General features: G+C 68.4%; 27 protein-coding genes and 2 pseudogenes. 13 read left to right on the top strand and 16 right to left on the bottom strand.

Translation table 11 applies throughout. From position 1 onward, the window contains the following. Nucleotides 1-3: 3 nt before the first annotated feature. Both OG956_RS00375 and OG956_RS00380 read right to left on the bottom strand, forming a co-directional pair. The gene (locus tag OG956_RS00375) at nt 4-513 is read right to left on the bottom strand and encodes a DinB family protein (RefSeq protein ID WP_330335885.1); all 510 of its coding nucleotides are present in this window, start codon (nt 511-513) and stop codon (nt 4-6) included. Next, a complete protein-coding gene (locus tag OG956_RS00380; protein WP_330335886.1) occupies nt 510-1,007 on the bottom strand; it encodes an SRPBCC family protein in 498 nt (165 codons plus the stop codon). Before OG956_RS00380 ends, OG956_RS00375 begins: the two co-directional genes overlap by 4 nt. A gap of 325 nt (nt 1,008-1,332) precedes the next feature. On the opposite strand from OG956_RS00380, the gene OG956_RS00385 reads away from it, so the two are divergent. Then, entirely contained in the window at nt 1,333-3,030 is a 1,698-nt protein-coding gene (locus OG956_RS00385; protein ID WP_330335887.1) for a purine-cytosine permease family protein, read from the top strand. A 498-nt stretch (nt 3,031-3,528) separates the two neighbouring features. On the opposite strand, the gene OG956_RS00390 is transcribed toward OG956_RS00385, so the two are convergent. Then, entirely contained in the window at nt 3,529-3,873 is a 345-nt protein-coding gene (locus tag OG956_RS00390) for a hypothetical protein (protein WP_330335888.1), read from the bottom strand. 234 nt (nt 3,874-4,107) lie between these two features. Here OG956_RS00390 and OG956_RS00395 point away from each other — a divergent pair, with 234 nt between their 5' ends. The 3 genes from OG956_RS00395 to OG956_RS00405 all read left to right on the top strand — a co-directional run bounded on the left by OG956_RS00395 (nt 4,108) and on the right by OG956_RS00405 (nt 6,239). Continuing rightward, entirely contained in the window at nt 4,108-5,268 is a 1,161-nt protein-coding gene (locus OG956_RS00395; protein WP_330335889.1) for an FUSC family protein, read from the top strand. Nucleotides 5,269-5,768: 500 nt separating this feature from the next. Continuing rightward, complete coding sequence (locus OG956_RS00400; protein WP_330335890.1) at nt 5,769-5,984, top strand: hypothetical protein; 216 nt, start codon at nt 5,769-5,771, stop codon at nt 5,982-5,984. A 99-nt stretch (nt 5,985-6,083) separates the two neighbouring features. After that, nucleotides 6,084-6,239, top strand: coding sequence for a hypothetical protein (locus OG956_RS00405; protein WP_330335891.1), 156 nt, complete (start codon nt 6,084-6,086; stop codon nt 6,237-6,239). Nucleotides 6,240-6,804: 565 nt separating this feature from the next. On the opposite strand, the gene OG956_RS00410 is transcribed toward OG956_RS00405, so the two are convergent. The 3 genes and pseudogenes from OG956_RS00410 to OG956_RS00420 all read right to left on the bottom strand — a co-directional run bounded on the left by OG956_RS00410 (nt 6,805) and on the right by OG956_RS00420 (nt 8,957). Beyond that, a complete protein-coding gene (locus tag OG956_RS00410; RefSeq protein ID WP_330342685.1) occupies nt 6,805-7,506 on the bottom strand; it encodes a 2-phosphosulfolactate phosphatase in 702 nt (233 codons plus the stop codon). Nucleotides 7,507-7,525: 19 nt separating this feature from the next. Next, nucleotides 7,526-7,930 (bottom strand): annotated as a pseudogene (locus OG956_RS00415) (transposase); the annotation flags it as partial. A gap of 238 nt (nt 7,931-8,168) precedes the next feature. Next, nucleotides 8,169-8,957, bottom strand: coding sequence for a rhomboid-like protein (locus OG956_RS00420; protein WP_330335892.1), 789 nt, complete (start codon nt 8,955-8,957; stop codon nt 8,169-8,171). A 121-nt stretch (nt 8,958-9,078) separates the two neighbouring features. On the opposite strand from OG956_RS00420, the gene OG956_RS00425 reads away from it, so the two are divergent. Next, nucleotides 9,079-10,269: a sensor histidine kinase gene (locus tag OG956_RS00425; protein WP_330335893.1), complete on the top strand. Its 1,191-nt coding sequence runs from the start codon at nt 9,079-9,081 to the stop codon at nt 10,267-10,269. Beyond that, a complete protein-coding gene (locus OG956_RS00430; protein ID WP_330335894.1) occupies nt 10,266-10,934 on the top strand; it encodes a response regulator transcription factor in 669 nt (222 codons plus the stop codon). Before OG956_RS00425 ends, OG956_RS00430 begins: the two co-directional genes overlap by 4 nt. Before the next feature lie 814 nt (nt 10,935-11,748). Here OG956_RS00430 and OG956_RS00435 read toward each other — a convergent pair. The 5 genes from OG956_RS00435 to OG956_RS00455 all read right to left on the bottom strand — a co-directional run bounded on the left by OG956_RS00435 (nt 11,749) and on the right by OG956_RS00455 (nt 15,498). Next, on the bottom strand, nt 11,749-13,230 hold the full coding sequence (locus tag OG956_RS00435; RefSeq protein ID WP_330335895.1) for a sulfatase family protein: 1,482 nt from the start codon (nt 13,228-13,230) through the stop codon (nt 11,749-11,751). Nucleotides 13,231-13,582: 352 nt separating this feature from the next. After that, complete coding sequence (mscL, locus tag OG956_RS00440) at nt 13,583-14,026, bottom strand: large conductance mechanosensitive channel protein MscL (RefSeq protein WP_330335896.1); 444 nt, start codon at nt 14,024-14,026, stop codon at nt 13,583-13,585. 74 nt (nt 14,027-14,100) lie between these two features. Then, nucleotides 14,101-14,274 carry a hypothetical protein gene (locus OG956_RS00445; protein WP_330335897.1) on the bottom strand — a complete coding sequence of 58 codons (174 nt, stop codon included), beginning with the start codon at nt 14,272-14,274 and terminating at the stop codon, nt 14,101-14,103. A 154-nt stretch (nt 14,275-14,428) separates the two neighbouring features. After that, nucleotides 14,429-14,671: a hypothetical protein gene (locus OG956_RS00450; protein WP_443065509.1), complete on the bottom strand. Its 243-nt coding sequence runs from the start codon at nt 14,669-14,671 to the stop codon at nt 14,429-14,431. Nucleotides 14,672-14,769: 98 nt separating this feature from the next. Next, a complete protein-coding gene (locus OG956_RS00455; RefSeq protein ID WP_330335898.1) occupies nt 14,770-15,498 on the bottom strand; it encodes an SDR family oxidoreductase in 729 nt (242 codons plus the stop codon). Between the two features lie 76 nt (nt 15,499-15,574). Between OG956_RS00455 and OG956_RS00460 the strand changes: the two genes are divergently transcribed. The 3 genes and pseudogenes from OG956_RS00460 to OG956_RS00470 form a co-directional block, all read left to right on the top strand. Further along, nucleotides 15,575-15,952, top strand: a complete 378-nt coding sequence (locus OG956_RS00460) for a MerR family transcriptional regulator (protein WP_330335899.1) — start codon at nt 15,575-15,577, stop codon at nt 15,950-15,952. A gap of 438 nt (nt 15,953-16,390) precedes the next feature. After that, entirely contained in the window at nt 16,391-17,029 is a 639-nt protein-coding gene (locus OG956_RS00465; protein ID WP_330335900.1) for an HAD family hydrolase, read from the top strand. A 165-nt stretch (nt 17,030-17,194) separates the two neighbouring features. Continuing rightward, nucleotides 17,195-17,803, top strand: a pseudogene (locus OG956_RS00470) (AfsR/SARP family transcriptional regulator); the annotation flags it as partial. A gap of 153 nt (nt 17,804-17,956) precedes the next feature. Here OG956_RS00470 and OG956_RS00475 read toward each other — a convergent pair. From OG956_RS00475 to OG956_RS00485, 3 genes are all read right to left on the bottom strand, one after another. Continuing rightward, a complete protein-coding gene (locus tag OG956_RS00475) occupies nt 17,957-18,244 on the bottom strand; it encodes a Clp protease N-terminal domain-containing protein (RefSeq protein ID WP_330335901.1) in 288 nt (95 codons plus the stop codon). A 44-nt stretch (nt 18,245-18,288) separates the two neighbouring features. Then, nucleotides 18,289-18,465, bottom strand: coding sequence for a hypothetical protein (locus tag OG956_RS00480; RefSeq protein ID WP_330335902.1), 177 nt, complete (start codon nt 18,463-18,465; stop codon nt 18,289-18,291). A 109-nt stretch (nt 18,466-18,574) separates the two neighbouring features. Then, nucleotides 18,575-19,567, bottom strand: a complete 993-nt coding sequence (locus OG956_RS00485) for a 4,5-dihydroxyphthalate decarboxylase (RefSeq protein ID WP_330335903.1) — start codon at nt 19,565-19,567, stop codon at nt 18,575-18,577. Nucleotides 19,568-19,666: 99 nt separating this feature from the next. Between OG956_RS00485 and OG956_RS00490 the strand changes: the two genes are divergently transcribed. Next, nucleotides 19,667-20,308 (top strand): TetR/AcrR family transcriptional regulator, encoded by a 642-nt coding sequence (locus tag OG956_RS00490; protein WP_330335904.1) that lies wholly within the window; start codon nt 19,667-19,669, stop codon nt 20,306-20,308. A 366-nt stretch (nt 20,309-20,674) separates the two neighbouring features. On the opposite strand, the gene OG956_RS00495 is transcribed toward OG956_RS00490, so the two are convergent. Both OG956_RS00495 and OG956_RS00500 read right to left on the bottom strand, forming a co-directional pair. Further along, a complete protein-coding gene (locus OG956_RS00495) occupies nt 20,675-20,872 on the bottom strand; it encodes a DUF6417 family protein (RefSeq protein WP_330335905.1) in 198 nt (65 codons plus the stop codon). A gap of 219 nt (nt 20,873-21,091) precedes the next feature. Further along, nucleotides 21,092-21,979 (bottom strand): SDR family oxidoreductase, encoded by an 888-nt coding sequence (locus OG956_RS00500; RefSeq protein WP_330335906.1) that lies wholly within the window; start codon nt 21,977-21,979, stop codon nt 21,092-21,094. A 62-nt stretch (nt 21,980-22,041) separates the two neighbouring features. Between OG956_RS00500 and OG956_RS00505 the strand changes: the two genes are divergently transcribed. From OG956_RS00505 to OG956_RS00515, 3 genes are all read left to right on the top strand, one after another. Beyond that, nucleotides 22,042-22,638: a TetR/AcrR family transcriptional regulator gene (locus tag OG956_RS00505; RefSeq protein ID WP_330335907.1), complete on the top strand. Its 597-nt coding sequence runs from the start codon at nt 22,042-22,044 to the stop codon at nt 22,636-22,638. A 656-nt stretch (nt 22,639-23,294) separates the two neighbouring features. Beyond that, nucleotides 23,295-24,152, top strand: coding sequence for an NAD(P)H-binding protein (locus tag OG956_RS00510; RefSeq protein ID WP_330335908.1), 858 nt, complete (start codon nt 23,295-23,297; stop codon nt 24,150-24,152). Nucleotides 24,153-24,886: 734 nt separating this feature from the next. Continuing rightward, nucleotides 24,887-26,623: an APC family permease gene (locus OG956_RS00515; protein ID WP_330335909.1), complete on the top strand. Its 1,737-nt coding sequence runs from the start codon at nt 24,887-24,889 to the stop codon at nt 26,621-26,623. The last annotated feature ends 6 nt before the right edge of the window (nt 26,624-26,629 follow it).

Raw genomic sequence — 26,629 nt, forward strand, 5'->3', positions numbered from 1 at the left:
GGACTATCCGGCGTAGGGGTTGCCGCCGAGCCAGGTGGTGCCGTCGATCAGTTCGCGTGCCGCGTCCAAGTGGCCGCTGTGGCAGGCGACTTCGGTGAGCACGTGGATCAGGATGTGCCGCACGTCAGGCAGCTGCCAGGTCGGCCAGATCTCCGCGGGCCAGGCGGAGGGCTTCTGTTCGGGCGTGGCGGCGGCGAGCACGGCGTCTGCACGTGCGATGGCCGCCCGGTAGTCGGCGAAGACGTCATTGGTGGTCATCCCCTCGGGTACGTACCAGTGCGCCTCCGCGCCTGCCGTGAGTTGTCCGGCCACATCCGGTTCGCCCGCGATCACCCCGGGGAACCAGAAGCGTTCGACATCCACGGTGAGGTGGCGCAGCAATGCCAGGCAGCTCCAGCCGCTGGGCAGCACCGGCCGCCGCAGATCCTCCTCCGAGAGACCTTCAAGGATCCCGAGGACGTGCTCGCGCTGGCGGTCCAGAGCGCCCTTGAGGGCGTCGAGTTCGGCGTTCACCGGGCGGCGCACAGTTCGGCGAGGCGTTCCAGGGTGCTTGCCATTTGCGTCTGCCACCAGGCGCGCCCGCTGTTCACTTCCGCGCGTTTGTCCTCCGGCATGCGTGAACCGTCGAAGGTCTCGGTCACCACCGTCGCCCCGACTCCGTCCGGGAGCAGGTCGAAGATCCACCGGTGGCCCCACGCGGCCCCGGGCGCGGTGGCGTCCGGGTGCCCCCGGCCGGGCCTCGGCTCCCAGCCGATGCGGCCGTCCGGCTCGTACTCGACGACGTGGTTGATCATTTCGTAGTCGCCGTAGCGCTCGTAGTGCATGCGCATCACAAAAACGTCCCCGACGCCCGAGACCACTGCGTGAAAGACGCCACCGCGCAGCATCCCCGAGCCGTCGAGGTCCGGGTGCCGTCCGGGGTCGGCCAGGATTCGGAAGATGTCCTCCGCCGGGGCCTCGATGCGCCGGGACACCGCCACCACGGCCTCGCCTGTCGTACTCGTCATCCGCGCGCCTCCGTCAACCGCAGAGCATGAGCCTGACTCCGGACCGGACGCTACACCGGGGGTACGACAACGCCTTGCCGAGGACATACCACATGCCGTCGGTTGGCGATCAAGGACTGATCAGCTATCCGGCGAACCTATGTGGTCACCCGGCGCACGCGGTTTCGCCCCTGTTGGCGTGCTATCTACCCGCATCGAATAAAGGCCTGTTAAAGACCTTTCCCTTAAAGGAAGGGAAACGTTCAAGAAACAGGGCGGCGTGACTCTTCCGTGCAATCACCCGGGGTCGCCCGGGGCGTCCCCAGTGCTGGGAAGAGGGAATGTCGTGACGGAGATCGTCGACAAGGAAGCACCGCCGGCGAGTACGGGCGGACGGACGTACAACAACTGGGCGCAGAACGACACGTTGGAGGACTACTCCCTGCGCTACGCGCCGAAGTCCTTCCGCCGCTGGACCCCCTACGTGGTGGCCACCACGGCACTCGGTGGCATCGCCTACCTCGCCGACTTCGCCATCGGCGGCTCGATCGCCATCTCCAACGGCTTCTCCTCCGCGATGATCGCGATCCTCGCCGCCGCGGTCGTCATCTTCCTGACCGGCATCCCGATCTCGTACTACTCGGCGAAGTACTCCATCGACATGGACCTGCTGACCCGGGGCGCAGGCTTCGGCTACCTCGGATCCACGCTCACCTCGGTCATCTACGCCAGCTTCACCTTCATCTTCTTCGCCCTCGAAGGCTCGATCATGGCCCAGGCCCTGGAACTGGGGCTGCACATCCCGCTCGCCGTCGGCTATCTGATCTGCTCGCTGGTCATCCTGCCGCTGGTCATCTACGGCATGACGGCGCTGTCGAAGATGCAGGTGTGGACGCAGCCGGTGTGGCTGGTGCTGATGGTCGCGCCGTTCGTGTCCATCGCCATCCAGGAGCCGGACGAGTTCTCGCGGTTCACGCACTTCGCCGGCAACTCCCCCACCGGCTCGAGCATCAGCATGCTCGGCGTCGGCGCGGGCGCGGGCGTGGCCCTGTCACTGATCGCGCAGATCGGCGAGCAGGTCGACTACCTGCGCTTCATGCCCGACAAGACGCCCGAGAACAGCAGGAAGTGGTGGGGGGCCGTCCTCTCCGCCGGCCCGGGCTGGGTGGTGCTCGGCGCGGCCAAGCAGATCGGCGGGGCCTTCCTCGCCTTCTACATCGCCGGCAGCGTGGGCCTGTCCAAGGCCAACGAGCCCATCCAGCAGTACGTCCACGGTTTCAAGACCTTCGCCGCACCCGTCGCCCTGGGCCTGGCCACGTTCTTCGTGATCCTGTCCCAGATAAAGATCAACTCAACGAACGCGTACTCCGGTTCGCTGTCCTGGTCGAACTTCTTCTCCCGCCTCACCCACCGCCACCCCGGCCGGGTCCTCTACATCTTCCTCAACGTCGGCGTCGCGCTGGCCCTGATGGAGGGCGGCGTCTTCGGCTTCCTCAACACCGTCCTCGGCTTCTACTCCAACGTCGCCATCGCCTGGATCGGCGCGGTCGTCGCCGACCTCGTCATCAACAAACCGCTGAAGCTCAGTCCCTCGTACATCGAGTTCAAGCGCGCGCACCTGTACAACTTCAACCCGGTCGGCTTCGGATCGATGCTCATTGCCTCGGCCGTCTCCATCGCGGCCTACTTCGAGGCGTTCGGAGACTACGGCAAGGCATACTCCCCCTTCATCGCCCTGTTCCTCGCGATGGTCCTCTCACCGCTGTTCGCGGTGCTCACGAAGGGCAAGTACTACATCGCCCGCGTCGACGACCTAGAGGAGCCGCTGCTCGGGGCTGACGGCCTGCCCTCCGCGGCCATGCTGACCTGCACCGTGTGCACGACCGACTTCGAGCGGCCGGACGTGGCGAACTGCCCCTTCCACGCCGGGGCGATCTGCTCACTGTGCTGCAGCCTGGAGAAGGACTGCCACGACTCCTGCAAGAGCGGCTCCGGCACGGGACCGGTCGCCCTCGCCATGCCCACCGTGCGGTCCGTGGACTGACCACCATCACCTTTCCCGTGTCCCGTTTGGCTCCGGCCCGCGTGATTCGACGTGGGCCGGAGCCGACGTCGTCAGTCGGTCAGGTCTGCTTTAGCGTCGCGGGGCGTACGGTGCTTCGAACGGGCATGCGTCGGTCAGCCCTTTGACTGGTGCTGGACAGGTAGGACCGAACGACACCGTCGCTGCCGGCGGACTGCCGCAGCTGCTGGTTCTCGGCCTCCAGGACGTGCAAGACCCGCACCGGTTGCTGGAAGTCTGTACGCAGTTGGTTGTGCTCGGCGCGCAGGCGAGGGACGGTCGACCCAGCCGACGCCGAGGGGGCTCGCGACGGTGACCGACGCCAGTGCCGGGCCCCCACGCCGGGGCGTTCCACGCTCAGTCGCCGGTGGCGGCGTGTGCGTCAGGCCGGCGCGGGGGCCGCACGTGGTCAGCGGCAGGAAACCCGGGCCGGAAGGCGCGGGGGCGTATCAACGCCGTGGCCCGCCCGTCCGTGACGGCTCACCGACCGTGGCCGTCGGCGGACACGAACATGGCCAGCTGGTCGCTGATCCAGGGGTCGAACATGGCCAGCTGGTCGGCGATCCACGGGTCGAAGACCTCCAACTGGCCTGCGACCCAGGGGTCAGGGCGGTCGTGCGCTCCCCGCGGCTGACCGGCGTACCCGGAGCCGTTGGTCCGGTCCTGGTGACCGGGGAGGTTTCGGCTGTCGCCGGCGACCGCCTTGGTGTGCGCGTCCGTCTGGAACGGGGCGGCAGTCGCGGAACCACCGGCCGCCCACAGGGCACTCCCGATGAGCGCCGCGGAGACGCCGGCACGCGCAACACGCGACATGATCTTCTTCATGATCTTTCCTCCTTGGGCAGCCCGGCGGCCTGGTCACTGCGAACGGTGGAACCCGCCGGTGCCACTGCGCTAGCGAACATACGCACCCCCCACATGGTTGAACAATAAACTAATCGCGTGAGACAAAACACGCCCTTACGGAGGAATGGGGGCAATTCCAGCGGCTGCCACCCCCGTTTTGGGCCGTGGCCGACGTCACGGCCAAAAAGGGCAAATGATGCCACTATCGATGTCGTGCAAGATTCAACCATCGCGGTGGAGCGTACGGCGCTGACGATCACCGCCCCGGTACGCTCCCTCGCCCGCCGTATCCAAGGCAAGCGCGCCGATCATGTGGTGCACGGGGTCAAGACGGTCATCGCGGCCCTGCTGACCTGGGCAGTCGTCGCCCCGTGGGTCCCCCTGAACCAGCCGTACCTCGCCGTCGCCACAGCCGTGCTCATGGTCAATGCCTCCACGGTGTACGAGTCGGTAAGGAAAGCGGCGCAGAGCGTAGGGGCGAGGATCGCCGGCCTGATCCTCGCCCTCGTGACCGCGCGGCTTCTCGGACCGACCGCGGGCGCCGTCACGGTCATCGCTCTCATCGCGGTCCTGGCCGGTCCCCGCCGCACCGCCGACGACCGTCTCCAGATCGCTTCCACGGCGGTCATCGCATTGACCGCTACCGCCACCGATCCCATGGGCCACCTCCTCTACCCCGTACTGCAGACGCTCATCGGCGCGGTCGCGGGCATCGCGGTGAACGCCCTGGTGCTGCCTCCGCTGTATCTGAACGAGTCCGGCTCCGCTCTGCGCGACCTCGCCGAGGCCCTGGGCTCACTGCTGCACGACATGGGATCCGGCCTCGCCGGGCGACAGCTCTCCTCGAAGGGCTACGGCTGGCTGCACCAGGCCCGCGCCCTGGACAAGCGGCTCACGCACGCGGAGCAGCAGGTACAGCAGGCCCATGAGAGCCTGCGCTGGAACACGCGCTGCGTCGCGCACACGCGACGCAGGAACACGGCGCACACGGACAGCGATGCGTTCAAGGTGCTGCGCGGCATAGCGATCCAGGTCCGCGGAATCGCCCGCACCCTTGCCGACAGCGCCCACGACGGGCACACCGATCACCATCTCGGGCAACAGTTCCTCGACCGCTACTCCCAGGCCCTGCACCTGGCCGCCGCGGCCGTCCAGGGGTCCGTCGAAACCCACCTGATCGCAGAACCCTCCGACGCCTCCCCTCGCGAACGGCTGCGGACAGCGATCGACGAGACCCTCACCTGGCACCATGCCATGACCGGCATGATCGGCCTGGGACGACTCACCAAACCAGGCGCATGGCACGTCTACGGCTCACTCATGACAGACCTGGAAAGGCTGCTGAGCGACCTGGACCACGCACACAAGCACTGACCCAGCCCGCCCCCGATGACAGCCCCGGGCCAGCTGCTCCCCACCACCCAGACGTCCATGCAGAGGACGGGCGCGGCGCGATGGGCATCGGTGGCATCGGCAACAGCCGCCAACCGCGCGAAGCGCTAGCTGGAGGTCGCAGCGCAGACGCGTCGGTCACGTCTCCCCCCAGCAGCCGTTGCATGGAGGCAATGTCCTCGTCGACCGGACTCCGTCAACCAGGACCTCGTCCTCGGCGTTCGGGCAGTCCGTGCCGTCCCCGCGCCCCGCACATACTTCCCGTGCATCCCCCATGCGTTCGACGGCGCGCTGCAGCCGGGCCAGCCGGGGAGAGGGCGTAGCGGGCGCACAGGCGCTCGTGGACGGCATCACGCCCCAACACCGGCCAGCAGCCCCAACAGGCTTCCAGCGGCGGCCAGGTCGCGCCGACGCCCTACCCGCCAGAGGCCTTCTGCGCGAACTGGACGCCCCGCCCGACCAGCTCCGGGCAGACTGCCGCCATGGCTAATGCCAAGACCACCCGGGCCTATCCGCCCGGCACCCGCTGGGCCTTCGCCGGACGCCGCCTCGACCACGTTCACACCGAGGAACTCGCCCTCTATCCCGAGCCGAACTACTCCTTGATCACCGACGACTGCCTGCCCGACGAGATCAGCACGCACGAGCTGTGGCGCGTCTGGGTGGACAAGGTCTGGAACAAGGCCCACGGTCAATAGCCGATCCTGTACCGGCCCGGCGAGGTAACCATCCTATGGACCGTCATCACCCAGCGGTCACTGGCATCTTCGAAGCCCCACCACGCACGCTCCCTGCCGATGAACACGGAACTGGTGGACCCGTTCGGCCTGTACGAGGAGGAACGCTTCCTCACCCACTACAAGACCCCGGTGAACGCCGGGGCAGAGGAGCCGGTCAACCGGCTGCGGCTGCCACTTCTGGACCGTGGCTGGAACGATACGACGGCCGACTAGGGCGGCTTCACCCAGCAGGTGACGGGCTGGAAGCCGTCCCCGCTGCAGCCGACGCTGGACGTCATGCAGATCGACCGGGCGGCTGACCTGTACGTTCCGGGCCTGGCGTGATCAGGCTGTTTGGTGCGAAACAGATCGGTGCAACATTGCCGCCGAGCACGCTCCACAGCCGACAAGCCGGCCCCGCGCATGCACGCGGCGCACCCCATAAACGAGCCGACACCCCCGCGGTCACCCGCCGCCAGGAACAGGAGCCGACAAACGCACGGTCCGAGACGCCTGGAACAACTCCACCCTCGAGTCGGTCGCCTCCCTCACAGACGCCCGATACCGCTCGATGTGCGCCGCGACGACCTCCCCGCTCCACCCGCACGACGCCCACTCACGCAGCCTGTTGCTCATCGCGAACAACTTCTCGGCCGTCGCGGCTGGGGCCCGGATGAGGCGAGTAATAGTCAAGAATTGTGGATCGTGATCAGGGGGCGGGGGCGCCTGTCGCCGCCGCGGCACCGCCATCGAAGCATGCCCGACGCCGCCCGCCCGAGCGGATGTTGGCTTTCGCTGATCAGAGCCCGGCGTCGTCGACCTGCGCAGGTACGGAGTGCGGACGCAGGACCATGAGCGAGTCTTCCAGGGCTGCCACCATGGCAAAGGGAAACCGGTCGAGCTCAAGGCAGAGTGCAACGTCGTCAGGATGCACTCCCTGACGCACCCCCTGCGCAAGCTCGGCGGCGGCGCGCGACTCGGCAGCTCGGCGCAGGAACACAGAAGCATCCGCCTGGGCGTCGGCCGACCTGCAAGCGATGTATTCAGCGCACGCCAAGTCTTCATCGGCCTGTCCGTCTTCGCCGGTGACCACGAACGTGACGCTGTCACTCTTGCGTGTCCGCAAAAACCGAGCGGTCGCCTCCGCCACCACGAAGCTGGCGCACAGCACGAGCGGTGCATCCTTGACGGCAAGGGCGCCGACCGTCCCTGCGGTGGTCTTCTGCACAACGGTCCGTCCGCGAAGGTCAGCTGCTCGCAGCATGCCTGGAGAGTTGACCATGTCGAACCCAGCCGCGGGCGGACCGTCTTTGAGTGCCGCCCAGTGCGGGTGGCGGGTCTTCAGCGCCAGAGCGTCGCCCAGCGACTCGGAAAGAACGATCTTTTCCGCCCCCCGGGCAAAGGCCCAGGCAGCCACGGTGAAGGCACGCATGACGTCGACCACGACCGCCACGGACGGGGCCTCGGCCAGCTCAGCGATGCCGACGAAACGAGCGCCCATGCCGATCATGTGACGCAGTCTACCCAGGCCGCTTACGTCTCGGTGGTTCGACCAGTCGGCCGTTTTCGAAGCTTGCCCCCGCGCGGACCAGCGGCACCAGGTGGGCTCCGGTGATCGCGCGCCAGCGAGCCTGGGTGGACTCGACCAGCTTGAACACCCTCGCGAGCGCGGCGGCGGGGCTGCCGGCGCCGCGGGTGACGTCGGTGCGGAGCTTGACGGTGGAGAACGTCGACTCGATCGGATCCGTGGTCCGCAGGCGGATCCAGTGCTCAGGCGGGAAGTCGTAGAACGCCAGCAGCTCCTCCCGATCGGCGGTGATCTTCGCAACCGCCTTGGGCCATTTGGCGCCGTAGGCCCTGACGAACGCTCCGATCGCCCGCTCGGCGTGCGCGCGGTCCTCGGCGTTGCAGATCTCCTGCATCGCGTCCTTGGGTCGCAGCGCGTAGGAGACGCCGCCGAGGACGGTACCGGTGGCGTCTGTGGCCACGGATGCGGCGGGGTGGTCGAGTTCGGCCCACCAGCCGGCGTCCACGCCCGAGCGGCCCAAGGGGCCCTGAACTCATGCATCCACCCGGCCGAGATCACCCGGCCAAGGACCGTGCTGGGGTGGGACTATTCGCCTGAGCAGCCCTCATCCTTGCTGGGAACAGGCGCGGTGCCGGTCAGGGAGGAAGCGCCCCGGTGCGTTTCGAAGGGGGTACTTGGCTTGCCCCCGTCCCATCCAGTCTGTCGTGGGGTGTGAACCGACGCCGTGCTGGTGGCCGGATCACAGAAGGTACGCGACCATTGGTACGCCCCTCGATCTGAAGCGGTGCTGCGCGTGACGTCAGTCGGTGCAGGTGGCGGTGGCGGGCGTCGGACGACCGCAGACCCCATGCCAGCAGCATGCCGGTGGACAGTGCTGTCACGTGGCCGACGGGGGTGACTCCCAGCGTGGTCAGGCCGCTCGTGATGTGCGGTGCGCGCACCGTGAGCGCGGCGAGCGCGGTCCACCGGTGCCACCGCCGGGCTCCCGCTGCCACCACGGCGGCCAGGGCCGAGACGATCACGTAGGACGGGCCGACGTCCAGCGTCGCACGCAGCGCCGGGTCGGCCTGGCCCGCCGCGATCCGCGCTGCCAGCAGCCCTTCGCTCAGCAGTGTGCCGAGGACTTGGCCGGCCGCGATCAGCGCGACCGCCCGCATGTTGCCGAAGCGGATGACGAGAAACGCCAGCATGGCCCCGGTCAGGGCGATGCTGCGCAGACAGGCCCAGGGATCGGCGCCGAACAGGAAGGCGGAGGCGATGAGCGCCTCCACAGGATGATCACCCAAATTGGCCAGGTTGGTCGAGGCCCAGGCGTTCACCGCTTGATCACCGCCGTACATCAGGGACGATACGGCGGCGAGCAAGGCGAAGCCCCAGGGCACAGGGGAAAGCCAGCGGCGGGCGGGGGCCCGGGAGAGATCCATGCGGCCGACCCTGGCAGAGGGTGCCCGCCCCGCGGATCTGGCCACGGACTGACCGGCTGATCTCTGTCTCTGGACAGAGGCGGATGATCACCTCCCGGCTAGGGTCGGATGTGTGCGAGGCATGATGGTGACACATGAAGCGGTGTCCTCCGGCAGGGGGCTGACGCCAACTCAACTGATCGGGCTGGATGTGCTTTTGGCCATGGCCCTGATGGCGTGGAACGTCTCGTGGTGGACGCTTGGCACACACCGCACGGGCTGGCCGGCATGGCAGGCCGTGCTGACGTGCTCGTTGGTCTTGTCTGTCGCCGTCCGGCGGCTGCTGCCACTGCCGGCGCTGGCGGTGGCATCGGTGACGATGGCTACCGAGGCCGCGGTCGGTCTGTCGGGGATCATGGCGACTGCCTTGCTGGTGTACGAGGTGGCGGTCACCCGGCCCACGCGTGTCGCGGCGTATGCGGGCGCGGTGGCAGGCGCCGCACAACTCGCCTTGATGATCCCTCTGCAGGGCATAACAGGGCACTCCTGGGGGCGGCCGGGGATGATCCAAGTCCTCATCGTCGAGGCCGCTGCCTGGGCGATCGGATGGTCCACCAGACAGGGCCGCGCATACACCCGTGGCCTGGTCGAGCAGGCCGAGGAGCGGGCACAGCTCCTCCTCGTCGAGGAACGCATGCGCATCGCCCGGGAGTTACACGACGTCGTCGCGCACAGCTTGAGCATCGTCGCGGTCCAGGCGGGCGTCGGCCACCACGTCATCGGCAGCCGACCTGACGAGGCCGCGAAGTCCCTCTCCGCGATCGAGACGACGAGCAGACAAGCCCTGGGAGAGCTGCGTTCACTGCTGGGCGTCCTGCGCGATCACGGTGCCGAATGGCTGCCCGGCGGCCTGGACGACCTCAAGACGCTCCTCGAACAGACCCGACGGGCCGGTGTCCAGGTCGAGTTGACGATCAGCGGTCACCCGCACGCCCTGCCCCGAGGCCTGGACCGCGCCGCCTACCGCATCGTGCAGGAAGCCCTGACCAACGTCGTCAAGCATGCCCGCACCAGCCATGCCCGGGCGACGGTCACCTACGCGCCGGGCGAGGTCGCTTTAACGGTCGTCGATGCCGGAGCCGGCCGCACGACCACCCCGATCACCGAGGGCCACGGCCTGACCGGCATGAAGGAACGCGCCGCCCTCTACGGCGGCGAGGTTCACGCGGGCCCGCTCTCGCCGCACGGCTTTCGCGTCACCGCCCGCCTGCCGTACGCCACGGACGAGCGAACAGCCCAGTTCCCCGTGGGTGCCGATCTGGAGGGCGCATGACAGTGCGGGTCGTCGTGGTGGACGACGAGACGCTGGTGCGTGCCGGGTTCCGTGTGCTGATCGAGTCGGAAAACGATCTCCAGGTCGTCGGCGAGGCGGCCGACGGGACCCAGGCGGTCAGGGTGATCCGCGAACTGCGCCCCGATGTAGCCCTGATGGACATCCGGATGCCCGGGCTCAATGGCATCGAGGCCATCCGCACCCTGCTGGGCGGCCCGTCTCCCGTGCCCGTCCACGTCCTGGTGCTCACCACCTTCGACCTGGACGAGTACGTCTTCGAAGCGCTCCGCGCAGGCGCCGCGGGCTTCCTCCTCAAGGACACTCCACCCGCGCGCTTGATCGACGCCGTGCGGGTGATCGCCACCGGGGAGTCGCTGCTGTCACCCGGCGTCACCCGCAAGCTCATCGAGACCTACGTCCGCCGCCCCGGCTACCCCGGCCCGGTCACCCGCACCCTGGACGGTGTGACCGGCCGCGAGCGGGACGTGCTGGGCTTGATCGCACGTGGCCTGTCCAACCACGAGATCGCAGCCGAGCTGTATCTGACCGTCGGCACGGTCAAGACCCACGTCAGCCATCTGCTGACGAAGCTCAGGGCCAGGGACCGGGCCCAACTCGTCATCGCCGCCTACGAAAGCGGACTGGCAGGGCCCGCACGTCATTGAAGCAGGACGAGCAGGACCCGGTTGCTGGGCAGGAGGTCCAGGCCTCCGCCGGTGCGATCCACGCGGGGCACGACACAGACCGGCCACCCGCGGATGGGGCAAACGGCTTGACGCCCGTCCCGGCGAGCCGGACGTACCCCACCCCGACGCCCTTGAGTTGGCTTCGCAACCCTCGTGCTGCACCGGAGGTCCTGCTTTCATGCGCCCGCCCGGCCAAGATCCCCCGACCAGGGATCCCGTTCGATCAGAACCGTCCTCGTGATCGATAGGGCAATGGCTTCTGAGAGGCAACGTGCAGCCCCTCGCGCAGGCGGCCACGCAGTACACCAACGCATGTCCTGCCCTCCACGACTTGCAGCCCGCTGTCTGACGGGTTCAGCAGGCGCCGGGCGATCAGGATCGGCGGGCGTAGCCACGTCCCGTGCTCTTCCCCATGCCGGCCCACCTGGGGCGACGCACCTAGGGCCTGTGTGATGTCGTGATCAATCTTGCCGATCCGGGTCCCTCGGGAAGGGGGATCCGGTAGGAAGACGATCGTGACGCGCATACAACTAACCGACGAGCAGTGGGAGTTCATCGAGCCGTAAAGTCCTGCCTATGGGCGACCAAGCATAGGAAGACGTCCACAGGATGCGCCGCCGGCCAGCGCCCATGGCTGATGGGACCGACGCCTGCGGAGCCGTGTGCGCAGGCTCAATTCGTGCCGGGGGGCAGTTCGCATGAAGTGCGGAAGACCCCGCCACCCCTCAGGGCGCTGGATGCGGGGTCTTCGTGTTTGTGCAGCCGGATGCCGCCGAGCGCAGCCCGATGACGGCTATTGGTGCAGCCGCGACGCGTCCCGGCAGGACGCGGAGCCCGAACAACGGGCGAGCGCGGTCAAGGTCTCGTGCAGGGCTTTCTTTTTCCGGTCGCTCAGACTGCCTGCGAGATTCTTGAGCTCAGCGGGATCGGTCTGCGTGTCGTAGTATTCGCGTTCCCCGTCCGCGTACTCGACCCAGAGACTGTCCGCGGTCCGAAGCGCCTCGTACGTCGGCGGATTGCCGCTGTCCTTCGCAGCCGCGTCGGGATCGCTCTTGGACGTTCCGGGATGGTGATGCTCGACCAGAACGGACTCACGCCAGTCCTTCGGCGACGATCCGTGGAAGAGGTCGACAAGGCTGAGACCGTCCACGGCCGAGGGCGGCTTCAGCCCCGCGAGCTGCTGGAACGTCGGATTGAGATCGGTGTTCTGCACCAGCTGGGAGGCGGTCCGCCCCGCCGGCACATCCGGTCCTGTCACCATCATGGGGACGCGGATATCGGTGTCGAAAGCGGTCTGCTTGCCCGGCCGCAGCCGGTGCTCACCCATGTGGAAGCCGTTGTCCGAGCCGAAGACCAGATACGTGTCGTGCGCGAGCCCCTTCTCCTTCAGCACGTCCTCCAGGTGGCCGATCATCCGGTCGACGGCCTGAACCGAGCGGACCCGCTTGGCGAACTTGCGGTCGATCTGCGTCTTCTCCTTGTCGCTCAGGGGCTTGAGATCGGCCTGCCACTTCGGCGCCTGCGCGGGCAGCCGATCGTAGGCGGGGCTCCTGGGTGCCTTGAGCCCCGGGTAGCTGTTGGCGTCGCGGGGCGCGGGGGTGGAGGGCTCGTGCGGCGCGAAGGTGGCGAGTTCCAGCATGAACGGCTTGCTGTCCGCCGCCGAGGAGCTGATGAAGGAGCCCGCCTTGGCGGACACCACGTCGGTCAGGTAGTCCTGCGGGTCATGGCCGTAGTGGACGACTTTGCCGTTCTCGTTGAGGTCGTAGTTGAACTCTGGATACCCGTTGCCGGCCACGTCCCATTCGTTCCAGCCCGCAGGCACGTACGGGTGATCGGTGCCGCTGGTGTCCTTCGGCTGGTAGCCGTTGAGGTACTTGCCCATGAAGCCGGTGCGGTAGCCGGCCTTCTGAAGAGCCGGCGCGTAGCACTTCTTCTCGTCGCCGTTCTTCATGAAGGCGCCGTAGCCTCCGTCGTCCCCGTTGTTGGTGAAGACCCCGGTGTTGTGGGGGTACTGCCCCGTGAGTATCGAGGAACGCGAGGGGCAGCAGAGCGAGTCGGTGACGAAGTAGTTCGAGAACGTCGTCCCCTGCTTCCTCATCTGCTGAACGTGCGGCATATACCGCACGAGATTCCAGGAGAGGTCGTCGGTGAGTACATAAATGATGTTGGGCTTGCGGCCCTGTTCGGAACTCCCCGCCGACGAGGATGCGGACGCCCCGGCCGCCGCGCTCTTGCCGGGCGCTGCCGAGCACCCGACGAGCAGCGCGGCGGCCACGGCAACCCACAGCAGGACCTGCCCTGCCGCTCTCCTACCTGGTGACGATCCGTGCATGCACTCTCAACTCCCGCTAGTCAGCCGGTCGGTGGGCCAGCGAGAGTAAGAGCGCTTCTTGTGGATTCCTTGTGCCGAAGGGCCCAGCTCGTCAGCCGAGGTGCGCGTCCCACAGGCCCGGTGCCGAGGCCGAGGTCTACTTCCGAGACGTCACGGTGACGCCCGGCCCGTCTCCGGGAGGCCCGCAGCCCCGAGGGCGGGGATGCCGAACGCCGGCGCCGCGGCTATGGGGGGCAACCGGCCAGGCGTTGAGCACCGAGGTTGTCCGGCTGTCAGCGATCGATCAGGGGTCCGGTCACCCGTCCCGCTGGGTTGTCTCCCCGCCCTGAGCGGGAACCGCGGGCAGGGGGACGGTGCAGGAGGCGCAGCGTCGGGCCTGGGCCGGGACGGGGCTGAGGCACTCGGGGCAGTCCCGCTTGGGGGCTTGGACGTCCTGGTGGGGAGCGAGGCGCTCGTGCAGCTTGTTGATCGGGAGTACGACGAGGAAGTACAGGGCGCTGGCGATGAGGAGGAAGCTGATCGCCGCGTTGATGAAAGCTCCGTAGGGGAACTTGGTGGCGCCTGCGGTGAAGGTCTTGCGGCTCATGTCGCCGGTGGCACCGGTGGCCAGCCCCACGAGCGGGGTCAAAAAGGCGCTGACGAAACCGTTGACGACGGCGTTGAACGCCGCTCCGATGACGATGCCGACCGCCAGGTCGACCACATTGCCGCGCAGGATGAAGCTGCGGAAGCCCTTCACCTTTTCACCCCTTCAAGGCTCATGACATCGACGGGCGGCACCCCGACCCCTCATCCCGGATGCCCTGCCACGTCTCACCCATACCTGCTGGGCGGCGGCATCACGGCCTCCGCCGGCTCGCCGAGGCCATCCTCTGCATCGGTGTCGCCCGTCTCATCCGGCTCGGGCCAGTGACCGAACGGTCCCTTCTGGCCGGGCAGCGCACCCAGGGGTGGCGCGCCCTTGCCGCGGTGACTGCCGTAGATCACGCCTGTTTCCCTCGCTGACCGGCCCGGAGTGCCGCCGACAGTCTGGAATCGACCGCGCAAGTCTGGCCGCAGGCGGGCCGATCCCAAGCGGGCAGGCGTTCGGATTCGGCGAGGCGACCAGCACGCCGCCCCCCGCGCAACCGAAGCCCGCGCTCTACTCTCCGGCTGCCCGCTGACGGGACGCAAGCCGCCTAGGTTCTGTCGTCAAATGCCACGCCCACATCAGCAGGGCTGCGAGGGTGGCGGCTGCCTGGTAGGACTCGATGGTCTTGTCGTAACGGGCGGCGATGCCGCGCCACTGCTTCAGCTTGTTGAGGCAACGTTCCACCACGTTGCGCCGCTTGTAGGCGTCGCGGTCGAAGACCGGGGGCCGTCCGCCGCGGCTGCCGCGGTTCAACCGGTTGCGCACCTGGTTGTCGGCGTACGGCCTTCTCTAGGTGTACGCCGACAGATGGCGAAGCAGCCGACTGAAGTCCGTGCGGCCCGAGGGGATCCTCAGGCCCCCATCAGCGCCGCCAAGGCGCGGTCCATTGTGGCGTTGAACTCTTCCGGCGTCAGGGGCAGACGGGACTTGACATCCCGACTCCACTGGTCGGCGAGGACCTCGGCGGAGCCCGCCTCGACACCGTCGAGCGCCGCGTCGGCCAGGTCCGACGGAGCGATCTTGTCCACGGGCCAGCCCGCGGCCATGTCGGTGTCGGCCAGCCCGAGGTGTACGGCTGTGACGAGCGTGCCCTGCTCGGCGAGCTCCAGGCGGACGCCGTTGGTCATGGCCCAGGCGGCGGCCTTGGACAGGTGATAGGCACCGGCGCCCTTGCCTCCGAACCACGACATGGCGGAGAGGACGTTGACGATCGCGCCCCCGCCGTTCCTGGCGAGTGCCGGCGCGAACGTCCGGATCATTTCCAGGTGGCCGAACATGTTGGTCTCCAGCTCGCGCCGCACCGCGTCCGGCGAACCGGTCACCAGGTCGGTCCCCGTACTGATTCCCGCGTTGTTGATGAGTAGCGAGACGTCCGGGGCGGCCTCGGCGGCGGCCCTCACGGATGCCGGATCGGCGATGTCGAGGGGCAGCACCTCGGCCCCGGGCAGGTCCACGGTCTCCGGTCGGCGGGCCGTCGCGTAGACCTTGCGGGCGCCCCGTTCGAGCAGGCGCTGGGCGAAGGCACGGCCCAAGCCTCGGTTGGCTCCGGTGACAAGGGCGACGGAGTCGTTGATATCCATGTCCGGTACGCTAAAACCTGACGCTAACGTCAGAGGCAAGTGCCGGGCCGTCAGAGCCAGGGTGAGAGGAATCACCATGTCCGTCACAGCGGACCGGACCGAGCGGTTGATCCGCATCGGCGAGGTGGCACGAGGTGCCGGCGTCTCGGTGCGCGCCGTGCGCTACTACGAGCAGCAGGGACTGCTCACCCCGGAGCGCAGCCCGTCCGGCCAGCGCCTGTACCGCCACGACGCCATCCCCCGGGTCCGCTTCTTCCAGCAGATGTACGCCGCCGGCCTGACCAGCCGAAGGATCACCGAACTCCTTCCGTGCTGGGACGCTGGCCACACCGACGCCGAACAACGAGCCATGTTGCGCGTCGAGCGCGAGCGCATCCAGGCCAAGATCGAAGATCTGCAGGCCGCCCGAGACCGCCTCGACGAGGTCATCGCGATCACGGACACGCACCCGTAGGCGTCTCACCAGCGGTCTGACCTCGCTGTCCTGGCTGGGGCAATAGGAGTCGTCGAGAGGGGACTGTTGTCGGGTCGCCGACGCGATATTCGGTGTTCGGGCAGGGCGGAGACCAGCGCGGTGGTCAGGTCCTCGAGGGTCTTTCCGGCCGTAGCCCGTTGCCAACCCTGCGACAGCGAACAGGACAGCGAGTGACGGCGTGGGCGGCGGGGGCAGCCCGTAGTACTGGGTGCCGGCGCCTGCGGCGATGGCAGGCAGGCTCACGGGCAGGTAGCTGAGGGCGTAATTACTGAGCTTCGCCGCGTGATGTCGCGGACAGGGCGTTGAACTGCGGAGACAGGCCGCAGCGGAGCTGAGACCCACAAGATCACACCAGTAGGCGGTTCTTGGCAGCGGATGCCCGGAAGAGGGAGTGACAGCCCCGTTAGGGTGACGGGCATGGTGCGCGCTGTGGTGTTCGATGTCGGGGAGACGCTGGTCGATGAAACCGCACTATTCGGCGGCTGGGCTGACTGGCTGGGGGTGCCGCGGCATACCTTCTCGGCGCTGATCGGAGCATCGATTGCACTTGGTGGGAGCTTCGTTGAGGCGTTCGAGACGGTTCGACCCGGCTTTGACTTCCGAGTCGAGGACCGCTTGCGGAAGGAGGCCGGAGTGCCGGATCGAATCCGCGAAGAAGACCTTTACCCAGATGCCCGAGCCTGCCTTCAGGAGCTCCGCAGCCTCGGTGTCTGGGTGGGCATTGCCGGGAACCAGCCAGCGCGAGCTGGGCAAGATCTGCAGTCCCTCCGATTGCCGGTGGACCTGGTGGCCACCAGCGCGGAGTGGGGGGTCAGCAAGCCCGATCCGGAGTTCTTCGAGCGACTGGTGACAGCCGCGCCGTTCCCGGCAGAGGAAATCCTGTACGTCGGGGACCGGGTCGAGCGGGATGTGACCCCGGCGAAGAAGGTCGGGATGCGAGCGGCGCTGCTGCGCCGCGGACCCTGGGCGTATCTCCATGATGGCGATGACAGCGGAGCAGATCTGCGCCTCGACGGATTGGCAGCTCTGCCAGCGTGGGTTGCCCGGCAACGCTGAGGTGCTGTTGATCTCGACCCCGCACTGCCCTGCCAACGCCTTGCCCCGCAGCTCAGAGCACCCAGCCCGCGACATCACTTGGTGAAGCTCAGTAGACGGCCAGGGGTTGCAGCTCTGTCCTGCGCGCCGAGTGGGGCCAGTGTCATGCGCACTGCCCCGCCCGGCCCTTGGCGCGAGCCCGCCTGGGGACTGCTGGCCCGCGCACTGCACCGGGCGGGCCGGCAGGCGGACGCGCTGGCCACCCTCCGCCGCGCCCGCACGATGCTCGCGGACCAGCTCGGGCTCGACCCCGGCGCCGGCCTCCGGCCCCTGGAGACGGACATCCTCCACGGAGCTACGACGCTCCAGCCCGCGCGTACCGTGTGGACCGCCGGAGTACGGCTCGGCCCGCGCACCACTGTCGAACTGGCGCGCACCCTGGCCCTGGCCGGTGGTGACGCCCTCGTCCACTCGCGGCGCGACCGCCTCGCCGCCGGCCAGGCCGCGGAGCGCACCGGAGACATCGCCCTGACCGCCCGCGTCATCGGCGCCTACAACGTACCGGCCCTTTGGAGCCGGGCCGACGACCCCGAGCAGTCCCGCGCCGTCGTCGCGGCGGCCGAGCGTACGCTCCCTGCGCTCGGTCCCGCCGGCCCCGCCGAACTGCGCACCCGGCTGCTGGCCACCGTCGCGGTCGTGAGCCGCAGCGCCGACCTGTCCGGCACCGAACGAAGCCGGGCCGGGCAGGCGGCGCGCGCGGCCGAGGCGCTGGCCCGGGAGTCGGGCGACCCCGCCCCTGATGGGCCTTCCTGGATTCGGCCAGAGCTGCTCTTCTTCCTCGGTTGATCCGGTTTTGAACGGCGTGGGGGGATTGGGGAGTACGAGCCATGAGGGGCCGCCGACCGTGAGGTCGGCGGCCCCTTGGGCATTGGTGCAGTGGGTGGTGGTTCAGCTGTTCTGGGATGTGTGGGTGTCCGCCGTCGTGGCGTTGAGGGCGGCTGGGTCGAAGCCGGCCTCGGTCAGGACGTTGGCGGCCACTCCGCGACCGACCTGGGCAAGGCCGATCAGCAGGTCGTCGCAGTCGATGCGCTCGGAACCGTTCTGCTCCGAGCGTGTCTCCGCCATGGCGATGGCTTTGCGGGAGTAGGGCGTCCATGCGATGCGTTCGGCTGCTTGGGAGGCGCCCATGCTCAGCCGGGTTCCGACGGAGCGGTGGACCGTCTCCGGCGAGTGCACGATTCGCGCGTGCGCTGCACGAAACGCGCATGGCGTCGCGGTGGTCATGGGAAGGTCTCGGCGGTGAAGTACCCGCTCGTGGTGCCACGCCACACGGTGAGGAGTACCTCGTCCGGCAGCGCGGAGGCCAGCAACCTTCGTACGTCTTCGCCCAGTTGCATGGCGATCGTGCGGTCCACCCTGCCGACGGCCTCCTCAACCAGGCGCAGTTGGCCGTCCACGGCGGCGTCCAGTTCACGGCGCCCACAACCTGCACATCAGCAAGTTCCCCACCCACAACCGCACCAACGACCATCCTGGCCGTCAGCCACGGCAGGCACCGTTGCAGCACTAGGTGTCGAGGAACTCGGGGATGAAGATGTCGCGGCTGGTCAGCAGGCGCTTGGAGAGGCCCTGCTCGTGGTGGTAGCGCAGGAAGGTGTCGACCGCCTTGCGGTTCGCGCGCATGCCGTAGGGCCACCAGTCCTCGCCGAGCAGGCTGCGGTTGTGTTCGAGCAGGCTGCTGAACCAGGGGGTCACCAGGCTCATGTGCTGCTTCGCGGCGTCCTCGATGTATGTGCGTTCGGCCAGGTCCTTGGCCTTGACGAAGGCGCGGTAGACCGAGCGCAGATCCTCGGAACGGTGCACCAGGTCCTTGCGGACCGCGACGATGTGCATCGGGGGGAAGATCCCGGTGCGCCGGTAGTAGTCGCGCTCGACGTTCTCATAGTCGGGGAAGAGCCGGGCGATCTTCGTCGATCCCCGCAACATGGCCTGGGGCACGTCGACCGAGATGAGCGCGTCGATCTCTCCGGACTCCAGCATGGCGCCCAGGGTCTGGCCGTGGTCGGCGTGCCGCACGTGGACGCCGTCCGGCACTGGCTGCGGGAGCCAGTCGAATGCGGGGATGGGATGGTTGGTGCCGCCGATGACCCAGCGGCACTGGTCGACGGTCACGCCGTACTCGTCCGACAGGATGCCTTTGGGCCAGATCCCGGCGTCGTGTCCGAAGAGCGCGAACTCGCCGAGTGTCTTGCCGGCGAGGTCCTGGGGCTTCTCGATGCCTGCCTCGGTGTTCACGAAGATGGCGGAGTGCCGGAAGTTGCGGTTCGGGAAGATCGGCAGCGCCAGGAAGGGGGCGTCGTCCAGGTCGAAGGTGCGCAGGAAGTAGGTCAGGCCTAGTTCCGCTATGTCGTAGCGGCCTTCGAGCATGTGCCGGAAGAGGTCCGAGACCAGGGGCTCCGTCTCAAGGGTGGCGTCCACCCCGTCGATCTTCACGCGGCCGTCGAAGAGCGCCTCGGTGTGCTCGTACCGGTAGGTGCCGATGGTCAGCTCGATGCTCATCAAGATCCCCGCTTCCGTGAATGGTCTTTCATTTTTACGATGGGTCCGATATCGTGCCCTGTCAAGATGAACGAGCATTCACTTTGAGGGAGGCCGACCATGCCGCGCATCACGCCCGAGCGTCGGGAAGCCAAGCGCGCGGAGATCGTGGCGGCAGCGCGCCGGTGTTTCGCGCGGGGCGGCTTCCACCAGACCTCGATGCCGGACATCGCCGCCGCAGCCGGTGTTTCTGCGGGTGCCCCCTACCGCTACTTCGCGAGCAAGGAGGAGATCATCCTGGCCATCGCCGCGGACGCCTTCCGGCTGATCTTCGAGCCGATGGAGCGGGTGGCCGTGGCCGCTGACGCCCCTTCCCTGGGCGACCTGGTCACCGCTTCCCTTCAGGCACTGAGTGCCGAGACCGTCACGGACGCCGCAGGGCAGGTGGTGCCGGTCGAGGAACTGCTGCAGTGCGTCGTGCAGACCTGGTCGGAACTGCTGCGCAACGACGGCGTGCACGCCCGCGCCCTGGAGGGCTTCGAAAGGGTCCGCCGCAGCATCGCCGACGCCCTGCGCCGCGGACAAGCGGCGGGCGCTGTCCAAAGCGTGGAGCCGGAGAGCGGCGCACGGGTGTTGATCGGTCTGCTGCACGGATTCCTGCTCCAGCGTGTCGCCTTCGGCTTGACCGACACAGCTGGATTCAACGACGCGGTCCGGGGGTTGCTCGACGGAGCCGAGCGCCCGGACAACGCTGCGCGGTGAGCGTTCCCCAGCTCAAGCTGCACATCCGCTGCACATGCGGATGCATCGCCCCCGCATCCGCCGGCGCCATGACGGCCCACTCCGCGGTGGTGCGGCGTAACTGGGCACCAGGGTTGGGCGCAGACCTCTGTAGGTGGGCGGTGGCCGCTCTTGGGCGGGTCAGCGACGGGTGTAGCCAGCATCATTGACGGCGCGGGTCCAAGTGGCGCGGTCGAACCACTTGCGGCTGAGCCGTATTTCCGCGCTTCGCAGACGGTGTTCGCCGGGCCCACGCGGAGTCCGTGGGCCCGGCCACCGACAATCCCGGCCGGGTTTCTCGTCACCACCGTCGCCGCCCAGCCCGCCCGACAGGGCGAAGACAGGGGTTCACGGCAGCCTGGTCAGGTGCAGGCCGCCCGTCGAGCCGGTGGCACGGCAGGCGACACCGTACTGGCGGGCGAACCGGTTGGCCTCCGCGACCGAACCGGCCATCCAGCGCAGGTAGAAGGCGTAGGCAACCGAGGCGATCTCCTCCTCGGCCAGATGCAGAACCCACAGGCTGCCGAGTCGGCGTGCGGTGCGCACCTTGTCGGCCAGGCCTGCGGCCGGTGGTACATGCAGCCGTTCACCGAGGTGCAGCGCGTCGGGCCCGGCCCTCCAGCAGGAGGAACGGGCCCGACGGTAGTGAGGCGGATCAGCGGATCTCGGTGTTGCCCTGTGGGCGCACCGCCTTCGTGATCGCGGGATTGGCGTCGCTTGGAACATCGGCGGTACAGCCGTTGGCACTGAGTCGATCTTGGTAGGTCACGAACCCTCCGGAGCCTCCGTGAACATGGTGGCGTGGTCGGCGACCCACTGGTGAAACGTTCCCGGCGCCGTCCCGAGGAGGTCGGCCACCGCGGTGGTGACGTATGCGGGCCGGCCGACCGCCGCGCTCCACGCGGCGAGCAGCATGTCGATGACCGAGCTGGGCGCCGTACCCGCCGACAGGCTCCGGAACTCGTCCGGCGTCATCTCCTCGAATGCGATCCGTCGCCCCAGGACGTCACCGATGACGCCCACCTGCGCGGCCTGAGTCAGCGGTTCGGGGCCCGTCAGGACGTAGTCGCCTCCGACATATCCGTCCTGATGGAGCGTCCGCGCCGCGACGGCTGCAACGTCGCGGTCGTCGACGGGCGCGGTCTCGGCAGCGCCGTAAGGCCACCGGACGACCTCGCCGGCCCGGATCGCGGGCGCCCACCAGGCCAGCGAGTTCGACGCGAGCATCCCCGGCCGGATGACCGTCGACTCGAGTCCGGTGGCCGCGATGAGCCGCTCGATGTCGGCGTGCAGCGCAGCCATGGGATTGGGCTGCTGGAAGAAGGGGTGCGGCGTCTGGTGCGGGGAGGAGAGGAAGACGATCCGCCGCACGTGGGCCGCCAGTCGCTCGACGACCGCCTCGGCGGTCTGAGGCGGTGCCGTCCAGACGAGGAAGACCGCACCGGCGCCCTTCAACGCCGGGTCGAGCGACTCGGGCACGGTGAGGTCGCCGGTGAAGACCTCGACCCTCGCCGGCAGCGTCGCTGCCGCCTCGGAACGATGGGTCAGGGCGCGGACCGGCACGCCGGCGTCGAGGAGATGGTCGATGACGACGCGGCCGATCCGGCCCGTCGCCCCAGTGACGAGCACGGGAGGAGTGTCTGTCTGATTCATGCGTCCATAGAAACGTTACTCGGTTAAAAAAGCAACTCGGTTACGAATGTTACGGTGGTCAGATGAATGAGCCGACGGGACTGCGGGCCCGGAAGAGGGAGCGGACGCGCGACGTCATCGCCGACACGGCCATTTCGCTGTTCCTCGAGCGCGGCTTCGACCGCGTCTCGGTCAATGACGTCGCCGCGGCGGCCGAGGTCTCCAAGCCGACCCTCTTCCGGTACTTCCCCACCAAGGAAGACCTGGTGCTGCACCGGTTCGCGGACCACCAGGGCGAGGCAGCACGCGTCGTACGCGACCGTAAGTCCGGCACCGATCCGGTGACGGCGCTGCACCGGCACTTCCGGGCCGGCCTCGATCGGTACGACCCTGTCACCGGCCTCAATGACCATCCGCAGGTGGTGGCGTTCCATCGGCTGGTCTTCACCACACCGAGCCTGGCAGGACGGCTCACGCGGTACCAGCTCGAGGACGAGGAGGCACTGGCGGACGCCCTCGGTGAAGGCATCCAGGCACGCCTGCTAGCCGCCCAGGTACTCGCGGTCCAACGAGTGCTCGCCCGAACCAACTGGCGAAAGATCGCCGACGGTCGAACCGCCCACGACGTCCACCCCGAGGCCGTAGCCGATGCCGACCAGGCATTCGACCGGCTGCGGTGACAGGCGACGCACGGGATCGAGAAGGGCTCTGCGGCCCGCTGCGCGCGTTGCCGCGGGCCCGATCAGGCCGTTCCGCGGACGCTGGCGGCCACCGCCTCGTCGGACACTGGTCGCCGGCATGATCCCGACCTGGGGTCACGGACGGTCACATGGACGCGGCCAGACAAGTCCCCCCTCAGGTGGCTGCCAGTGGGGAATCCGAAGCGGCCACTGACACATTGCCGACCAACCGAGCACAAACAGGCCTGACCGGTCCATTGCTGAGACACCATCCGCTGACCGAACATGATCGTTTGGCTCGGGTCGGGTGGGCATGAATTCTGGCTGCCGATTGACCGCTGCAGCCTGCCGGGCGCGGCGCAGCCCGCGCCGACGCCGCACAGGACAGGTGCTGATCGCCCGGTTCGCCGTGCGGCCGTGCTCGCCGCGCGGACAGTGCTACGGTTCCGGTAGGCGAAGTGCGGCGTCGGAACGCTTCGCCCGTCACTGCGGTGGCCCTGAGGCGCGAGTACCGGAACGCATCCGGTCGAGGTTGAGCGCCCTGTGGCACCGCGTTGCACGTCAGCCGGGTTGTAACCGGTTCCTGCTCGTTTCGCGGGTCGCCGACGTGCCTGTGCTCACCCTCGCCGGGGCTGATCTTGCGAGAGGAGCACATCATGACCACTCTGGTCATCGGAGCCCGAGGCGGCATCGGTCGTCATGTCGTCGACCAGCTGCTCGCTGTCGGTGAACCCGTTCGTGCCTCGGTGCGCGACCCGCGGTCTGGCTCCGACCTGCCCGCCGCGGCCGAAGTCGTGACCGCCGACCTCACCCGGCCCGACACGCTGCGCCCCGCTCTCGACGGCGTGCGCAGGGTGTTTCTCTACGCCCCGCCGGCCAGCGCCGAAGGCTTTGCCACGGTGGCAGCAGAGGCGGGCCTTGAGCGCGTCGTGCTGCTCTCCTCCGGCAGTGTTCTGCTGCCGGGCATGGAGCACAACGCGATCGCCCAGGAGCACCGTGCGGTCGAGGCCGCACTGTCGGACGCCGGCCTGCCCTGGACGCCGGTGCGGCCCCTGGTCCTGGCAAGTAACAGCCTGCGCTGGGCGGAGTCGATCAGGTCGAGCGGCACGGTGCGGCTGGTCCACCCCGACGCCGTCACAGCGCCGGTCCACGAACGCGACGTCGCCGCCGTCGCGGTCACGGCACTGGGCATCGGCGCCGAGGACGCCGTCACGACCGCTCCAACGAGCGCGGCCATGCTGACAGGACCCGAACTGATCTCGCAGCGCCGTCAGGTGGAACAGATCGGGCAGGCGATCGGCAGGAGGCTGCGTATCGAGGAACTGTCCCCGGACCAGGCCCGCGAGCACTACGGTCGCTTTTCCGATCCAGCAACTGTCGATGCGATCCTGCAGTTTCTTTCCCTGGCTGCGACGGGCGGGTCGCCGTGCACGCCGACCGCGCGAAGGGTGCTGGGGCGGCCCGGCCACAGTTTCGCGCAGTGGGCCCGCGACCACGCAAAGGACTTCGGCTGACGACCCACGCCGCAGCCCCCAAGCCGCGGCATGCCACAGCGATCAGCACCTGTGCCGCCAAGGCCGGGGGTGCGCGGGCCTGGGGTGGCGTCCCGGCGCGCCCCGCTCGTCGACGACTTCGCTGAAGCAGCCGGGGAGGCTTTGGGCAACCGGTGATCGCCGGCGCCTCACCCGCACCGGCCGGCCGGAGTAGGAACTCCTGTGCTCGTCCCTGCCGTGGTACCGATCCTTCCTCAGTGACAGTGACCCAGAACAGTCCGCCGGAGTCCGGCTGGGCGGAGGCGGCTTTCGCTCTGGTGAAGGGTCCGGGCGGGCACAGGTGGCACCCGGTTGCCGCCCGGGACCCGTACCGTGGCGCGGCGGCTGGCAAGGCCCGCAAGGAGCAGCGGTCGCCACACAGACCACGCCCCGGCTCCCTGACAACACGCGGGGCCGGGAGGGGACGGCGCCGGTCGGGGCCAGGCCGCTCGCGGCACGCCCGACGAGGCAGACTCGGCGGGCCGGGCGCGGTCCGTGCAGGGCGAGCCGGGCGGGTGACCGGGCCGCGCGCCGCGGCGAGGGGTTCCGCCCGGCTGGGCCGCGGATCCAGCCACGCCACCTCTCGGGCCGCAACCCCGAACACCACGTCATTCTCAGGTGCCCTGACGTAGCATCAAACAAAGCCGACTGCGAGTTGTAACCTGTCGTCACACCAGGTGCCAACCATCAGCGGACGCTACTCGGGGGAGAGCAGGATGGCTTTGCAGGTGCGGCCCACCAGCGGCCAGTCGAAGGAGTCCATACCCTCCGACGAAGCGCGCCGGCTCTCGCTGTTCCAGCTCTTCGGACTTGCGGCCGGCGGGTCGATCGGCTCCGGTTGGCTGTTGGGCGCCGTCGACGCCTACGACAAGGCCCGTGCCTATGCTCCGTGGGCCTGGCTGATCGGCGGGCTGGTGATGCTGGTCGTGGCCGGCGTCATGGTGGAGTTGGGTACGGCAGCCCCGAAAACCGGAGGGCTCATCTTCCTTCCGCTGCAGAGCAGTGGGCCGCTGGTGGCGATCGTGGCCGCGGCGGGGCTGTGGATCTTCTACGCGATAAACGCCGCCAGTGAGTCCATGGCCATGACCAAAGGCCTCTCCTCCAAAATGCCCACGCTGATGGGGTCCGGGACCACCCTGACCGCCTGGGGCTGGGTCTGCACACTGGTGTTGATGGCGGTGATCTCGGCGACCAATCTGCTGGTCCCGCGGCTGGTGCGGATCGGCAACTCCTGGCTGACCGTCGTGAAGGTCATGGTCCCGCTGCTCACCATCGTCCTGTTCATCTTGTCTGGATTCGATCATCATCACGGAGGCGGGGGCGAGGCCAAGCACGGGTCCGGTGGCGCCGGGGGGTTCGGCGCGGTCCTGGCCGCCGTGGTGGACAGCGGGGTGATCTACGCCTATGTGGGGTTCCAGGGCCCGCTGGACTTCGCCGGAAACGTCAAGGCCGAGGGTCGGCTGACCGAGTCCGGCCGGCTGCGTTGGGCGGTCTACGGCACCATCGTCGGCACCACCGTGCTCTACATCCTCCTCCAGATCGTCTTCAACTCTCGCCACGGGCAGTGGGACCCGGGTCACCCGGACTCCCCCTACACCCAGTTCGCCTTCGCCTCTTCGATGGCCTGGCTCGGATGGTGTCTGCGGATCAACTCGGTGCTCTCCCCCATGGGCGCCGGGCTGGTCTTCACTCATGCCCTGACCCGCGAGGTCGCCACGCTCAGCCGCGCCCATCTCACCCACCGGGGCCTGCAGACAATGCGCACAACCACCCTGCGCGGCAGGGACGTCTACTGGCTGGTGCTGGCGGTGGACTTCGTCGTCGGACTGGTCGCACTGCTCGCGATGGGCGGGCGATGGCACACCCTGGTCGCGGCCGACGGGGTACTGACTCTCGTCGTGTACGCCGTTCCCGGCGTGGCCCTGGTCTCCTTGCGCGACAAGCTGCCGCCGGTCTCACCGAGCCGCAATCGGGTCCGCCGGCACGCGGCCTGGATCAGCTTCGTCCTCATCGCGTTGATCCTGTACGGAGCCGGCTGGACAGACCTGTGGCACGGGATGGCCGTGCTCGCCGCCGGCTGCGTGCTGCTACTCGGATTGCCGGTACTGGCACGGCAGTTCCCCACGCTGGGACGGTTCTACGACGCCCGGGAGCATGTGACGCGCTTTCGCCGACTTGGCTCCGACCCGGCAGCGCAAGCTGCGGCATACCTTCTCGGCATGCTGGCACTGCTGCTGGTGTGCACCCTGTTCGGCAACCCGGAGCCGGGCGCCCCACACCATCGCGCGTTCTATCTGTGGGGCGGAGGTGTGGGGATCATGGCCCTGATGACGTTCTGCGGCATGGTGTGGGCCTCGAAACGTCATATCGGGCGAGTGGAGCCCCTGCTGCCGCCGCCGACCTCACAGCTCCGCGAACGGGAGCAGGAACGGTCCGAGGAGCCGCAGCCGTAACGTCAC

The organism is Streptomyces sp. NBC_00557 (assembly GCF_036345995.1).
Classification (GTDB): Bacteria; Actinomycetota; Actinomycetes; order Streptomycetales; family Streptomycetaceae; genus Streptomyces.

What these genes read in the sequence shown, in the direction of transcription:
- OG956_RS00420 (WP_330335892.1), bottom strand. Translation starts at nt 8,957, where the DNA reads ATGGATCTCTCCCGGGCCCCCGCCCGCCGCTGGCTTTCCCCTGTGCCC.
- OG956_RS00405 (WP_330335891.1), top strand. Translation starts at nt 6,084, where the DNA reads ATGAACACGGAACTGGTGGACCCGTTCGGCCTGTACGAGGAGGAACGC.
- OG956_RS00430 (WP_330335894.1), top strand. Translation starts at nt 10,266, where the DNA reads ATGACAGTGCGGGTCGTCGTGGTGGACGACGAGACGCTGGTGCGTGCC.
- OG956_RS00425 (WP_330335893.1), top strand. Translation starts at nt 9,079, where the DNA reads ATGATGGTGACACATGAAGCGGTGTCCTCCGGCAGGGGGCTGACGCCA.
- OG956_RS00465 (WP_330335900.1), top strand. Translation starts at nt 16,391, where the DNA reads ATGGTGCGCGCTGTGGTGTTCGATGTCGGGGAGACGCTGGTCGATGAA.
- OG956_RS00485 (WP_330335903.1), bottom strand. Translation starts at nt 19,567, where the DNA reads ATGAGCATCGAGCTGACCATCGGCACCTACCGGTACGAGCACACCGAG.
- OG956_RS00400 (WP_330335890.1), top strand. Translation starts at nt 5,769, where the DNA reads ATGGCTAATGCCAAGACCACCCGGGCCTATCCGCCCGGCACCCGCTGG.
- OG956_RS00490 (WP_330335904.1), top strand. Translation starts at nt 19,667, where the DNA reads ATGCCGCGCATCACGCCCGAGCGTCGGGAAGCCAAGCGCGCGGAGATC.
- OG956_RS00390 (WP_330335888.1), bottom strand. Translation starts at nt 3,873, where the DNA reads ATGAAGAAGATCATGTCGCGTGTTGCGCGTGCCGGCGTCTCCGCGGCG.
- OG956_RS00410 (WP_330342685.1), bottom strand. Translation starts at nt 7,506, where the DNA reads ATGGGCGCTCGTTTCGTCGGCATCGCTGAGCTGGCCGAGGCCCCGTCC.
- OG956_RS00510 (WP_330335908.1), top strand. Translation starts at nt 23,295, where the DNA reads ATGACCACTCTGGTCATCGGAGCCCGAGGCGGCATCGGTCGTCATGTC.
- OG956_RS00515 (WP_330335909.1), top strand. Translation starts at nt 24,887, where the DNA reads ATGGCTTTGCAGGTGCGGCCCACCAGCGGCCAGTCGAAGGAGTCCATA.
- OG956_RS00455 (WP_330335898.1), bottom strand. Translation starts at nt 15,498, where the DNA reads ATGGATATCAACGACTCCGTCGCCCTTGTCACCGGAGCCAACCGAGGC.
- OG956_RS00380 (WP_330335886.1), bottom strand. Translation starts at nt 1,007, where the DNA reads ATGACGAGTACGACAGGCGAGGCCGTGGTGGCGGTGTCCCGGCGCATC.
- OG956_RS00500 (WP_330335906.1), bottom strand. Translation starts at nt 21,979, where the DNA reads ATGAATCAGACAGACACTCCTCCCGTGCTCGTCACTGGGGCGACGGGC.
- OG956_RS00460 (WP_330335899.1), top strand. Translation starts at nt 15,575, where the DNA reads ATGTCCGTCACAGCGGACCGGACCGAGCGGTTGATCCGCATCGGCGAG.
- OG956_RS00505 (WP_330335907.1), top strand. Translation starts at nt 22,042, where the DNA reads ATGAATGAGCCGACGGGACTGCGGGCCCGGAAGAGGGAGCGGACGCGC.